At 35.2% G+C, this 12,894-nt stretch carries 12 protein-coding genes; 6 read left to right on the top strand and 6 right to left on the bottom strand.

The window, feature by feature from the left end; genetic code table 11:
- The first annotated feature begins 58 nt into the window (after positions 1-58).
- Positions 59-757: a DUF1826 domain-containing protein gene (locus tag LIV57_RS06010; protein ID WP_227941862.1), complete on the top strand. Its 699-nt coding sequence runs from the start codon at positions 59-61 to the stop codon at positions 755-757.
- Between the two features lie 113 nt (positions 758-870).
- On the opposite strand, the gene LIV57_RS06005 is transcribed toward LIV57_RS06010, so the two are convergent.
- The 5 genes from LIV57_RS06005 to mnmE form a co-directional block, all read right to left on the bottom strand.
- On the bottom strand, positions 871-2,130 hold the full coding sequence (locus LIV57_RS06005; protein ID WP_227941861.1) for a hypothetical protein: 1,260 nt from the start codon (positions 2,128-2,130) through the stop codon (positions 871-873).
- 270 nt (positions 2,131-2,400) lie between these two features.
- On the bottom strand, positions 2,401-3,249 hold the full coding sequence (locus tag LIV57_RS06000; protein WP_227941860.1) for an HNH endonuclease: 849 nt from the start codon (positions 3,247-3,249) through the stop codon (positions 2,401-2,403).
- Positions 3,236-5,191 carry an AAA family ATPase gene (locus LIV57_RS05995; protein ID WP_227941859.1) on the bottom strand — a complete coding sequence of 652 codons (1,956 nt, stop codon included), beginning with the start codon at positions 5,189-5,191 and terminating at the stop codon, positions 3,236-3,238. Before LIV57_RS05995 ends, LIV57_RS06000 begins: the two co-directional genes overlap by 14 nt.
- 55 nt (positions 5,192-5,246) lie before the next feature.
- Complete coding sequence (locus tag LIV57_RS05990; protein ID WP_227941858.1) at positions 5,247-5,480, bottom strand: AAA family ATPase; 234 nt, start codon at positions 5,478-5,480, stop codon at positions 5,247-5,249.
- Positions 5,481-5,748: 268 nt separating this feature from the next.
- Positions 5,749-7,134 (bottom strand): tRNA uridine-5-carboxymethylaminomethyl(34) synthesis GTPase MnmE, encoded by a 1,386-nt coding sequence (gene mnmE, locus LIV57_RS05985; protein WP_110010585.1) that lies wholly within the window; start codon positions 7,132-7,134, stop codon positions 5,749-5,751.
- A 500-nt stretch (positions 7,135-7,634) separates the two neighbouring features.
- Between mnmE and LIV57_RS05980 the strand changes: the two genes are divergently transcribed.
- Positions 7,635-8,636: a hypothetical protein gene (locus LIV57_RS05980; protein ID WP_137904720.1), complete on the top strand. Its 1,002-nt coding sequence runs from the start codon at positions 7,635-7,637 to the stop codon at positions 8,634-8,636.
- A gap of 13 nt (positions 8,637-8,649) precedes the next feature.
- Entirely contained in the window at positions 8,650-9,165 is a 516-nt protein-coding gene (locus tag LIV57_RS05975) for a hypothetical protein (RefSeq protein ID WP_227941857.1), read from the top strand.
- A 78-nt stretch (positions 9,166-9,243) separates the two neighbouring features.
- Here the strand turns inward: LIV57_RS05975 and LIV57_RS05970 are convergent, their stop codons facing one another.
- The gene (locus tag LIV57_RS05970) at positions 9,244-9,714 is read right to left on the bottom strand and encodes an Lrp/AsnC family transcriptional regulator (protein WP_131435042.1); all 471 of its coding nucleotides are present in this window, start codon (positions 9,712-9,714) and stop codon (positions 9,244-9,246) included.
- Positions 9,715-9,856: 142 nt separating this feature from the next.
- On the opposite strand from LIV57_RS05970, the gene LIV57_RS05965 reads away from it, so the two are divergent.
- From LIV57_RS05965 to LIV57_RS05955, 3 genes are all read left to right on the top strand, one after another.
- A complete protein-coding gene (locus LIV57_RS05965; RefSeq protein WP_227941856.1) occupies positions 9,857-11,245 on the top strand; it encodes an MFS transporter in 1,389 nt (462 codons plus the stop codon).
- A gap of 121 nt (positions 11,246-11,366) precedes the next feature.
- The gene (locus tag LIV57_RS05960) at positions 11,367-12,113 is read left to right on the top strand and encodes a metallophosphoesterase (RefSeq protein WP_227941855.1); all 747 of its coding nucleotides are present in this window, start codon (positions 11,367-11,369) and stop codon (positions 12,111-12,113) included.
- Between the two features lie 110 nt (positions 12,114-12,223).
- Positions 12,224-12,775: a DUF2652 domain-containing protein gene (locus LIV57_RS05955; RefSeq protein ID WP_227941854.1), complete on the top strand. Its 552-nt coding sequence runs from the start codon at positions 12,224-12,226 to the stop codon at positions 12,773-12,775.
- Positions 12,776-12,894 lie beyond the last annotated feature (119 nt).

The following is a 12,894-nucleotide window of genomic DNA, read 5'->3' as shown; positions in this document are numbered from 1 at the left end:
ACAACCTATTCCGTATTTTTGCAGAGAATTAACCCGCTAAAAGGGTTTATTTAAAAATATGAGCGATACATTTTCTGACAATCCTCAAATAGAGGTGGTTTCTTCTTTTTCCGAACTTGTAAATACCTCTTTTCAGGGAGCCCGGAATGCGGTTTGCTGGCAGAGAAACCTGGCCGGTGATTTTACAGAAATTGTTTCCAAGCTTCGTTTGAAAGAGAATATCACAGTAGTTTCTTCAGACGATCTCTTAGCACTGCAGCTGACGGAAGAGGGGAATGTGGCGAGAGGAATTATCTTACATGATTTGAAATTGTTGACAGATTTCGGAGCTTCACCGGTTCTTAATTTGCTTAAAAACTATGAACGGGATGAAGAGCTTGGTTTTATTTCAACGGATGTATACTCGTATCATGTAGACCGTTCGCCTGTTGCAACAGATACTTTTCTATGCACTTATCACGGAACAGCGAGTGATATCATCGCTAATGATCAGGTGGAACAGAAAATTTTAATTCCTGAAGTCCGGGAACAGCTCAAAAAATTATATGATGGCACTGAAGACGAATTTGAAGACTTCCTGAAAGAGTATTTCTTTGATCTTCATTATCAGCCTAAGCCCGATGCAGAGCCTGTCAATTTAGGAATTGGCCATCTTTGGCGTATTGCAGTAGATCATCCTGAGCAATCCGCTTTGCCATGTGTTCACAGGGCACCTGTGGAAAATGATGGTGAATACAGACTTCTCCTGATTTGTTAATTCAATTTGCACCAAATCAATGAGGTCATGAAAAATCCAACATCTTCAGGATATTGGATTTCATCGTTGATAAAAAGAGTTACATATCAGTTTTTATTTTCAGAAGATCAGCTTTACCATTTTATTTTTATTTTGGGCACTACCTTTTTTATTTCTTTGGCTACATTAGTTCCTGCTTTCCCAAGCTCGTTACTAATGTTTCTGACCACTTTTACCGCTTCATGATTTTTTCCGGGGCCATATTGTAAATCATGAACGGTCGTATTCCATGTTTTGACGATATCGTTATTAGGACCAAACTGACCTTTTAAAGCGTCTCCAATCTGGTTTAATCCTTTAACAATCGTATTATTTTTTCCGAAACATCCGTTGTCACCACCAACTCCGTTTGTTAGACATTTATTTAATTCACGATAGGTTAACTGGCCGCCCGCACATCCTGCAAATGCATACGGCTGGCCCCCGGTGCTTACCGCACATTCTACGGCTATTTGAGCTTCCGTATTCAGATTAAGCTTACCTGCTCCATAACAAACGGCAGTTCCCATGAAAGATATTTCGCCACTGTTGGCCTGATCTTTAAAGCAGGAAACTAATTGCTTGAGTTCAGGATCATTGACTTTATCAGCGAAACAAAGGGGATACATTTCATAATTGCCGCCATATTCTTTATAGCACTTCAACATATCCCGGGTAATTTGTTTTTCTTTTGAACCGCCTAAAATACTCAGCATACAAAGGCTTTGTTCTTCCATGGTAGCTGAGTTTTTGGCACATTTATAAATTTCAAGTTCTTTCTGCCCTGCCATATTCGTTACCATACAGTCCCCGAATTTCAACTGGTTTAATGAGCCATCAAAATTCAAAGAATTTTTATAACAATCCACGGCATTCTGCTCACTGGTCATCATGACATCCCCATAAGGTTTTTGCTCGTCAATAATCTGGGTGGGTAGCGGTCTTAATCCGTTAGCGGTTTCAATTCCTATTTGATTATCGTACGTAGGCTTTGGCAGATACATAGGCGGCGGTGGAGGAACTGGAATATTGGAATAACCCACGATGCGGTATCCATATCTGTAATCCAGCTCTATAATATTTTTATTAAAATCCAGAAAAAAAGCCTTTTGGTAAGGAATGGCAGACGGCAAGAGTAAATAGTTAATTCCGGTTTGATCATATACGGCCTGGCCGGCATTTCCCGGATTGCCATCCTGAACAATCACTCCTGTATTATACATGGTAAAAGACTGACCATAAGTAGTCAAAAACATCTGTCCGATTGGATAAACCTGCGCAAACAGGAAGGAACAGAAACTCATCAGTGAAATCAGCACACTTAAAATGGATAGTTTTTTAATAATTGCGTTCATGATACTTATTTTTGATAAAGGTACCGTGTAGACAAGTACCAGGAAATTACCCTTTTTCGCTATTTTTTTGTTGAAGAGGTTTTAATAAATTAAAAAACAGCCTTGGAAGGGCTGTTTTTATGTTTGCGGATTTGAAATTTTTGAGTGGTGATAGAATTTACTTCTCGATACGGAATGTGCACTACTTCCTGCTGATGTAGGTTTACAGAAAAATAGTATCACGATTAGTGAACAGTATTTGATATTCTTAGTTTAAATAATATTGTGCTTTTATGGAAAAAACTTTTTCATATAATCAACTGAATTAACCAGACTTTCTTCTAAGATGCTTTTATAATAATTATTTCCAAATATATCTTTGTCTTTTTGTATTTTATTTAAAATTACTTCTCTAACATCTTCTTCACCTAATTTGGACTTACTAGATATTATTAAATTGGTTAACTCAGATATTATATCAGAAGATTTTATGCTAAATCGACTTAATAAATGCATTCTTGAAAAATGAGAAGATATAAGATTGAATAAATTTGTATCGATCCCATTCCTGTTATCAAGTTTAAAATTTGTTTCAATTAGCCCTACATCAAATATAAAATCAACAAAAAGATATTGCTCATCTGGTAAAACATCAGTATATAAATTTAAAAAAAGTCTGCGATCTCCATCTTTCCAATATTCTCCTTTATAACCATTACATTCCGAACATGCAGGTAATAAATTCAAAGGATTGACAGCAAATTCTGAGTATTCTTCTTTGGGTATTATATGATCTAGTGTATTTGCTGAGTTTATTGTACAATATTGGCATATTTTCTTTACTCTATTATCATAAACAGTAGTTCTTGAGTTTTTAAAATCTATTAATTTACTATTTTGGGGAGAGTATAGTTTTAATAAATCAGATTTATTTTGATCTTTGTAATCATAAGAAATTAGACTTAAATGATTATTAGCATTATGAGCTCTCAAATATTCCCCATAACAAACCTTCACATTAGGAATAAGAGGATTTAATCTAACTTTATAATCAGGATCTTTTTTAGAGTATCTTTTTGCGTTAATTATATCATCCAAAAAAACACAAGTATCAGCTGTATATGAATTAAGATTCTTCATTTAATATACTTTTTAATAATATCATTGCATTTAGGCTAAGTGGAATATTTCCAGATTGTAATAAATCAATAATCTCATTAAAAGAATATCCTTTTTTTACCAATCTTTCTAAAATAATTTTAAATTGTTTTGGAACATCTCTATTTCCAAAGATTTCCTCAGTAATTATAGTAAGATTTTCACCAAAAGTTTCTATTAGTGGCCTCCTGGCTACTAAGATGTTTGATTCTTTTTCAAGAACATACACATTTTTAGATAAAATTTCTCTAACAATAAGTGGTGAATGTGTTGCAATAATACAATAAGATCGAAATTCATTGGTTAATTCATAAACAGTATTCATTAGTTGGGATATTGCATTAGGATGTAAATGAGTTTCAGGCTCATCATATATAATCAATGAATCATAGCGTATATTGGCAACAATTTCAGTAAGAATATATAATAAAATACTTTGTCCAGAACTTAATTTGCCAGAAACTCCATTAAAAGCCTTTATATCAACCGTATGTGAAAGAGGGTCATCTTCATCCTCAACTATAAATTCGTTAACTAAATCAGTATCCATAAAGAGGGGTAACAAATTCATCCATTTCTCAAACCTCCTATTAGATTTAATCTTTTTCCATGAATTATGAAATCTTAATTTTAATCCTTTTTCAGAATACAACTCACCATCAGTTTCTCTTAGTCCACAATAAACATAATTAAAGCTAGAATTCTTTTGAGGAATTTCAAATTTATCAAATATACTATATGATACAGCAATAACTTTACTAAACAAAGGTGTTTTGGGGATAAAACTTTGATTCCTTTTTCTTGAAATATCTAAGGGTAAAGTTGATACTAATTGTGTTTTCCCTGTTCCGTTCTTCCCTATCAATGCATAAATACGATTAGGTACTTCTGATTCACTATCAAAATTAAAATCTATGCCTATACCTCTTTCAGAATATTTAGGTTGAAAATGATATTTAAAACTATAAAGATTTTTCAGATCATAATCATAAATACGATATTTAATACTTCTTAAGATTTGCTCTTGTTCATCATATCTAATCAGTGAGTTTTTAAAATAGTAATCATTTTCAAAATTCTCCTGAATATCTGTGAAAAATGCAGCATCCTTTAAAGCCCATAATTTTGATAAAAAGTCATTGCCAAAAATACTCTTAAAATTTTCATAATACTCAATGGATTGTCCTAAAGAACAATACTCTTCAGATAAACTCGAAAAATTATTTTCAATGTTGTCAGGAGTATTATTGCTATCTGTTTTTATGATTTTAACATTTCCAATACTCATAGAATCTTCTTGAGTTGTAAAGTAGAATAACTCATACTCTGAAAAATTACTAAAATCATTCCAGCCACTATTATGATAAAGTCCGAATGATGGATATTCACTAGGATAAAAATCATAATGAGGATAGCCTTTCTTACCTTCGGGTCTATGAAAAACATAAAAGTTAATTTTGTTGGTTATTAAATCATAAGGTAGTCCGTTATTATTTTTTTTTACTCCCAACTCATAAATTGGCAAATTACTGTCTGAGTAATTAGATATTACATACGCTAAGCCTTCATTTTCAAGATAGGGTGTAATTAATAAATAGTATTTAATTATATTATCTTCACTTTCTCTAATTTCAGGACTAATTATATAATTTAGAAAATTGGTGAAAATTTCATCATTCTCTATTATTTTAAACCTTTCTTGTAATAGATAATCTATTTCCCAATCATTATTAATAATAAAATGTTGATTAGTATCTTCATAGGCATTTTCAAATCTATTATCTTGTGAAGGTAATGATCTAAGGTCTAACAATAAATCTAATAAGTTTACTATAAAAAGTTCATCTTTTTCGCCAAATAAGTCTTTTTGCTGCAAAAGAACTTTTAATAATTCTTTCTTTACTTTTTCAGATATTCTACTCATAATTAAAAAGACTTATAATTTCCAAGTATTTGTTAAACAGACTTTTCTTCATCGCTTAATTCTTTACTACTAACCAAATCCCAGCAATATCATTTAATTTCTTCCAATTAGACAAAGTGAAATCTTGTGTTTTGAAATTTTTGATTTTAAGGAATGTTATCAGAGCATCCATAGCAGTCGTCTTACCACTATTATTTGCTCCTACAAAAATTGTCTCTTTTTCTGAAAAATCAATTTTACATGATTGCAATTTTCTAAAGTTCTGAATTTCTACAAATTTAATTTTCATTCATGGCTGTTTTGTTAATCAAAAATAATAAATTACTATTCATATTTATTATGGTTAACCATAAATTACTTTTTAATATGATAGGTGAAAAATATTAGTTACTAAAATTCTATTACACAAAATCACCGCTCCGCAAAGTCTCCTGACTTTGAGGCAACAAAATTCCAAATTTTCAAACAGAGACTTCAATAAACAAAAAAACAGCCTAAAAAAGGCTGTTTTATATTTTGAATTCAAAATTCTTAAAATATGATAAAGAAGATTGGGGTTATTTCCCGATACAAAACTTAGAAAAAATATTCCCCAGCACCTCATCATTGGTCACCTCTCCGGAAATTTCTCCAAGATGTTCCAGTGCATTTCTAAGCTCGTACGCCAGTAATTCTGTAGAGATCTGGAAAGAGATCGCTTCTTTTACTTTATGAACCGCATCCATGGATTTTCTTAAGGCTTCAAAGTGTCGTTGATTGGTGATCACAACATTATTTTCTTCAGTTTTCAAATGTTCCACATACGAAGAAAGCTCATTTTTCAGATCCTGGATGTTTTGATTTTCAACTGCTGAGATTTTAATAAAATCAAAATCGTGGGAAATGGCGTTTCTGAAAATATCTTCTACCGTTTCGTATTTTGTGGGAATTACTTCGTCAATTTTTGTCGCGCAGATAATCAGCTTCAGATCTTCTCTTAACAAAGATTGGATCATTTCAATATCCTCAGAAAAATCCTCGGTAGCAGCATCTGCCAGATACACCAGAATATTGGCGTTTTCTACTTTTTCTTTAGCTTTTTTTACCCCGATTGCTTCAATTTCATCTACCGTTTCACGAAGTCCGGCAGTGTCAATTAACCGGAAAGCATGACCTTTAATATGAAGAACTTCTTCAATCGTATCTCTCGTTGTTCCGGCAATATTACTCACAATCGCCCTTTCTTCCTTCAAAAGAGAGTTCAGCAGCGTAGATTTTCCGGCATTCGGTTTTCCGATGATGGCAACAGCAGTTCCGTTTTTAATGGCATTTCCGTATTGGAAACTTTCAATCAAAGAATTTAGTTTGACTTCAATTTTATCCAATAATCCACTTAAAGCACTTCTGTCAGCAAATTCCACATCTTCTTCCGCAAAATCAAGTTCCAGCTCAATTAAGGAAACGAAATTTAAAAGATCCGTTCTTAATACAGATATTTCGTTGGTAATTCCCCCTTTCAATTGATTGATCGCAACTTTTCTCGAAGCTTCATTTTCAGAAGCAATCACATCGGCAATCGCTTCTGCCTGGGAAAGGTCGATTCTCCCATTGATAAAGGCACGAAGAGTAAATTCTCCTGCTTTGGCCATTCTCGCTCCGTTTTTGATCAGGGTTTCAAGAATACGTTTTCCGATATGCGGAGAGCCGTGAAAAGCAATCTCCACAGAATTCTCAGTGGTGAAACTTTTCGGTGCCAGAAAAATGGAAAGCATCACTTCGTCAATCGCTTCCTCCTCATCCATAAAATAGCCATAATGAATGGTATGGGATTTCTGTTTTTCCAGATTTTTAGCCGGAAAACTTTTCTGAACTACAGATAAAGCTTCATTTCCTGAAACACGGATGATGCCTAAAGCACCTATTCCATTGGCCGTAGCCAGCGCGCATATCGTATCGTTATTCATGCTGCAAATTTACGGTTTTTAATGTGAATTTTCATTCAGATCTGCTATTCAGATTATCTATTGCTGTATTCAGTTAAAAACTGCGTAGGTTTTAAAAACAAGCTAGGTTTTGAAAGGCTTGCTGTATAAAGAAGTACCTGTTATATCAACAAGTGCAGAATTATTTCTATTAAACACAGGGTGAAAATACGATTTGAAATGTAAAAATTTGAAAAATAATTCTGCTGAATATAAACAGAATTTGTAAGGTGTAGTTGGTTGTGGTGTAACATTTATAAGAGTTTTTTAACAACGCCGGTAATGATGTAGGGTGGTAAAATATCATGTAAGTATTAAAAAATTAAACAATTGTTTGGTATGTTAATTGTTGTTAGTGGGGTCGATGATGTTGAAAGTTTAAAAATTTATTATTAAAGCAGTAATAATTTGTTAAAGTATTATAAATGTATATGAATAAACTATTTTTTTTAAATTTTAATAAAAAATTGATTTTTTTATTAATGCTCATTTTCAGTGCTGTAGCCTATGCTCAGTGTATTCCTTATACAGGGCAGGCCATGACAAGCGGAAACACGTATTGCCTCAATGGAAACCTAAGTGTAAGTACCAATATCAGCATTCCGAACGGGGCTGCCCTTATTATACAATCCGGACAGCTGCAATCCAATAGTATTCAGGTTGATGGGATTCTGGAAATTACTGACGGAACAAGTGTTAAATGTACAGGAACTGTGAAAGTAGGAACTTTCGGGTCTCAGAAAAATTCAAAAATTAAACTGGGAACCAAATCTTTCTTATCTCTTGTAGGATCAGTGATTCAGGAAGACCCGACATTTGGCGGTTTCTATCCCGGAACAACTTCCGTTATTGAAATGGGAACAAGCAGTGTGGTAGAAATTTGCGGAACATTTACCCAGCAGTCTACGACATACCCTTCTGTTGAATATGTAGGTGTTCCTACCGGAAGAGCGTACTGTATTGCAAAAGCAGACGTAAGTGGTGGTGGTGGAGCTTCCATTATCAGTGATGACAGCCAGATCGTAACCATTGCCATGGGATCTGTTATAGGATTGGGAATGGGGAATTCAAGCTTCTGCGGACCCAATGCAACCAAAGCCATGTGTCCTGCTCTCTGGCCCGAAGGACTATCAGAAGACAAAACAAGCTGTGGAAATGCTCCCGTGATTATTGATGAGATCGACGGATTTTGTACAAAGCCCGGAATTTCAGGAACTCCTGACGGATATACAAAATTTGGAATTACCATACAGCAGAAAAGCGATTCGTGGCCTGAAAATATACCTAACGGGTTCCTGGCTATGGAATCAAAAAATAAAGGCTTTGTCATTACCAGGGTTCAGCATGTAAGCCAGACGCCACAGCCCGGAGATGCCATCGCAGAACCGAAAGAAGGAATGCTTCTGTATGATATTCAGGATAAATGTGTAAAACTGTACAACGGTACGGAATGGAAATGTGTAGAAAGAAGCTGTAATGATTAAGCCGATAATAAGTATGAAAAATATAAAAAAAATAAGTATAGCAGCTGCTTTGGTTGTTTCCCATACATTTTTTGCTCAGGTTGCGATTGGTAAACAATCCGTGGATGGAAACAGTACGGTCTTGGATTTTGATAACGTGGCAGGAAATACAAAGGGTATAATTCTTCCCGCAACATCTGGTTTTCCTGCAGGATCTTTAGAGAGCGGAACATTCATCTTTGATGTCACGGATAACAAAGTAAAAATGTATGAAAATGATGTTTGGAAATCCCTGTCAGATGCCGGTAATTCAAGTGTGGTTATCAATAATAATTCTGCAGAAACGGGAAAAGGAGTCATTATGGGGGAGGCTGCAAGTTCTGCCGATGGCGTATTGGTTCTGGAATCTCAGAATAAAGCGATGATTCTTCCTCAGATAGCAGCACCGCATCTTAATGTGAAAAATCCTTATCCGGGTATGATGTGCTATGATACAGTTAGTAAAACACTGGCGGTATTTGACGGATCAGTCTGGAATTACTGGAAATAAATGATGAAAAATTAATCTAATATTGATTGATTATAAAAAGCAGCTGCATGTTTTCACGCAGCTGCTTTTTAATTTGTCTTAAACAATCTGTGCACTCTCCTTAATGCTGTTCATGACAAAAATACTCTTCGTCTGGCCGATTCCTTCAATTTCTGATAATTTGTTCACGAAAAACTCATGAAATTCATCCATATTGGGAGCAAGGATCTTCAGCATAAAGTCAAAATCCCCGCTGATATTGTAAAATTCTACCACTTCCTTCAATCTGCCCACTTCCTCAATGAATTTTCCCGCAGTTTTCTTGTTGTGAACATTTAAAGCGATCATACAGATCACCATCATTCCTTTATTAACCTTTTTACGGTCAACCACAGCAGTATACTCTTTAATGATTCCCTGTTTTTCCATACGTTTGATACGCTCATGCGTAGGTGTAGGACTTAAGTTGATCCTGGCCGAAATATCACGGACACTCATCTTTGCGTCTTTCTGAAGCAGACGGAGGATGGATAAGTCTTTTTCATCAGGAATATAATTTTCAGTTGCCATTTTGTTCTGTTTTTATAGGTTTTTTATGGTGTATCAGATGTTTTGTTCTTTCAGATATTTTAAATATTCAATATTGTTCCAAATTTAAGGTTAAATTTTCAAATATGTTCTGTTAATTTTAATTTTGCAGGAAATTTGAAACATGGATACAAGGAAGAATGTAATATTAATTTTAGCATCGGTAGGAACATTTGTAGAGGCGTTGGATATTGCCATTATTAATTTGACCATTCCTTCTATTCAGCAGCAGTTTCAGATTGGAGCCGAGACAGTTCAGTGGCTGCAGACGCTTTATGTGTTATTCTTTGGCGGATTTCTGATCATTGGGGGAAAGCTTTCAGATCAGATCGGAAGAAAAAAAATGTTTTTATGGGGAGCGCTGATTTTTATGCTGACTTCGTTAGGAGCCGGACTATCTCAGAACTTTGAAGTGCTGGCCGTATTCCGTGCTTTGCAGGGACTGGGAGCAGCATTGGTAATGCCTTCTGCATTGTCAATCGTGACCAATACTTTCAGAGGAGAGCAGGAGAGAAACCGCGCCATCGGAATTTTCAGTTCATTTGCTGCCATTGGTTCAGGGAGCGGGCTTTCAGTAGGAGGAATCATCAGTACTTACCTGAGCTGGCATTGGGTTTTCCTGATCAATGTTCCTATTCTTTTGATCACATTGGTGCTGTCGTACTATTATCTGCCAACAGATGAAAAAAGCGAAACCGCTCAGAAAACCGATATAGTTTCAGGAATATTGATGGTGCTCGGATTGCTAAGCCTGACTTACGGAACGCACGAATTGGTTCACATCAAAGAACAGCCTTTCCTGGTAACAGGTTCTTTAATACTCGCTTTAGTACTTCTTGTTATGGTGTACTACCGTTTAAAATCCGTTGCAGAGCCTTTGGTAGATTTAAAACTGCTTAAACACAGATCTTTAGTAGTTTCCAATGCTGTATTCTTTACTCTGGGAGCATTTTTTATCGGATTTTTATTCCTGATTTCACTGATGCTTCAGAAAGATATGGGCTACAGCGCTGCTTCTGCAGGATTAATGCTTGTTCCGTTCAGTATTCTGTCAGCTTTAACGGCTAAATTTATTCTTCCACACATATCAAAACGTCTGAGTTCTTCTCAAATGGGTGTTTTAGGATGGTTGTTTATGCTGGCCGGTGGTTTGTTGCTCTTAATTTCTGTATACGCAGGACATCCGCTGACTATGGTTTTGCTTGGAGCGGCATGTATTTCAGGAATAGGAATGACGTTCTGTTTTACCGCACTTTCAGTAATGGGAATTCAGGATGTTGAACCTTCAGATTACGGATTGGCATCAAGTTTGAGCTCTACAAGTTACTTTTTGGGAGCAGGAATCGGATTGTCGTTTATGACCTTAATGAGCCAGATTTTTCCGTCAGAACTTTCTGTGGGAAGCCTGAATCTGATTATTTTGATCAGTTACGCTTTACTGGCTCTAGGAATGTTATTTTATTTTATATTGAAAAGCATAAAAGTGAAGCAGGCAGAAGTAGCCGTTTCATAACGAGCGGGCTTAAAAATACACAAACTATATGACGAAAGAATCGGTGCTTAGGTGCCGGTTCTTTTTTTTTGATTTTTGTTATTCTGCTTCCCTTTATTACCTTTGCTGTTTACTATATATCATGAAAATACAGGTTATCAGCGATCTTCACCGGGAATTTGGAAGTACGGAATTATGTTTTGATCATGCCGATATAATTGTGCTGGCAGGAGATGTCAATCTGGGAACCAAAGGAATTGAATGGATAAAAGAAACTATATCCGATAAACCTGTCATCTATGTTTTGGGCAATCATGAATATTATAAAGGCTCATATCCGAAAACACTTCACAAGATTAAAGAAGCAGCCCTGGGTTCCAATGTTTATGTGCTGGAAAATTCATTTATAGACATTGAAGGTATTCGTTTTCATGGAGCCACTTTATGGACGGATTTTTCCATCTTTGGAAATCCTGTTCAGTACGGAATGCTTTGTCAATCTAAGATGAATGACTATAAAATGATCAGAAGAGATCCTTCCTATTCGAAAATGAGAACATTGGATACCTTTAAAATTCATCAGCTTTCAAAACAATGGCTAAAAGAAAGTCTTGAAGACTCAAAAGGACTTGAAAATATTGTCGTTACCCATCATGCACCCAGCATACAGTCAGTTCCAGAACATTACAAAAATGATCCTTTAACAGCGGCCTATGCTTCTGATCTGGAAGATTTCATCAAAGAATATCAGCCTCTGTACTGGATTCACGGGCATATTCATACTCCCGTAAGATATAAGATCGGAGAAACGGAAATTATCTGTAATCCTCATGGTTATATTGACGAAAAGTATAATGGATATGATAAGGAGCTGATGATTGTTGTTTAAAAATAGAAGTAAAATTTCCACAGGATTTTTTTTAATGTCTTAAAATGATAAAGTAAAATTGAATCTGCTTCGTCTGTAATGATGAAGCAGGTTTTTAATCCATTATCATTATGAAAACAACTATACAGGAGGGGATTATTCTTATTCCGGATTTCAGCGGATTTACCGAATTTGTGTTCAATACAAAATTGTATACAGGCGAGTATATTGTACGGCAATTACTGTCGACACTCATTGATGTGAACGATCAGTATTTTGAAATTTCCGAGATTGAGGGAGATGCCATTTTATTTTACCGTTATGATGAAAATCCGTCTTACCAGAGTATTTCAACAATGCTGTGGAAGATGCGGACTGCTTTCAACAGGAAAATTGAAGAGCTCAGTAAAAGCCTAAGCACAAAAATTGATCTGGCTCTCAAGTTTATTGTCCACTACGGATCTTTTTCACAGTACAATATCGGAAACTTCAGAAAATTATATGGAAAAACAATCGTGGAGGCTCATCAGCTTCTGAAAAACGGAGTCGCTGAACAGCCTTCTTATGCACTTTTCAGTAATTCTTTTCTGGAAAGCAGCAGGAATAAAGAATCCGGTTTTAATAAAGATCCGTTTCGTCTGCCTGAGGTAGGTGTTATTCATTACTTTGAAAGTGTAAACTAGCATATATTTTTAATAGTAATCCTTGTCAATTTGCTATTGCTAACGGTCCGGGTGAGATCCGGGCTTTTTTGCTGGTCAAACTATTGGAATTTTAAATAAAATTTTCAATTTCGTATAAA

Source organism: Chryseobacterium sp. X308, assembly GCF_020733145.1.
GTDB classification, from domain to species: domain Bacteria; phylum Bacteroidota; class Bacteroidia; order Flavobacteriales; family Weeksellaceae; genus Chryseobacterium; species Chryseobacterium cupriresistens.
Note: the sequence above shows the minus strand (reverse complement) of the source record. Positions and strands in the feature narration are given on the sequence as shown.

What these genes read in the sequence shown, in the direction of transcription:
- LIV57_RS05995 (WP_227941859.1), bottom strand. Translation starts at nt 5,191, where the DNA reads ATGAGTAGAATATCTGAAAAAGTAAAGAAAGAATTATTAAAAGTTCTT.
- LIV57_RS06005 (WP_227941861.1), bottom strand. Translation starts at nt 2,130, where the DNA reads ATGAACGCAATTATTAAAAAACTATCCATTTTAAGTGTGCTGATTTCA.
- LIV57_RS05990 (WP_227941858.1), bottom strand. Translation starts at nt 5,480, where the DNA reads ATGAAAATTAAATTTGTAGAAATTCAGAACTTTAGAAAATTGCAATCA.
- LIV57_RS06000 (WP_227941860.1), bottom strand. Translation starts at nt 3,249, where the DNA reads ATGAAGAATCTTAATTCATATACAGCTGATACTTGTGTTTTTTTGGAT.
- LIV57_RS05965 (WP_227941856.1), top strand. Translation starts at nt 9,857, where the DNA reads ATGGATACAAGGAAGAATGTAATATTAATTTTAGCATCGGTAGGAACA.
- LIV57_RS06010 (WP_227941862.1), top strand. Translation starts at nt 59, where the DNA reads ATGAGCGATACATTTTCTGACAATCCTCAAATAGAGGTGGTTTCTTCT.
- LIV57_RS05970 (WP_131435042.1), bottom strand. Translation starts at nt 9,714, where the DNA reads ATGGCAACTGAAAATTATATTCCTGATGAAAAAGACTTATCCATCCTC.
- LIV57_RS05975 (WP_227941857.1), top strand. Translation starts at nt 8,650, where the DNA reads ATGAAAAATATAAAAAAAATAAGTATAGCAGCTGCTTTGGTTGTTTCC.
- LIV57_RS05955 (WP_227941854.1), top strand. Translation starts at nt 12,224, where the DNA reads ATGAAAACAACTATACAGGAGGGGATTATTCTTATTCCGGATTTCAGC.
- LIV57_RS05980 (WP_137904720.1), top strand. Translation starts at nt 7,635, where the DNA reads ATGCTCATTTTCAGTGCTGTAGCCTATGCTCAGTGTATTCCTTATACA.
- LIV57_RS05960 (WP_227941855.1), top strand. Translation starts at nt 11,367, where the DNA reads ATGAAAATACAGGTTATCAGCGATCTTCACCGGGAATTTGGAAGTACG.
- mnmE (WP_110010585.1), bottom strand. Translation starts at nt 7,134, where the DNA reads ATGAATAACGATACGATATGCGCGCTGGCTACGGCCAATGGAATAGGT.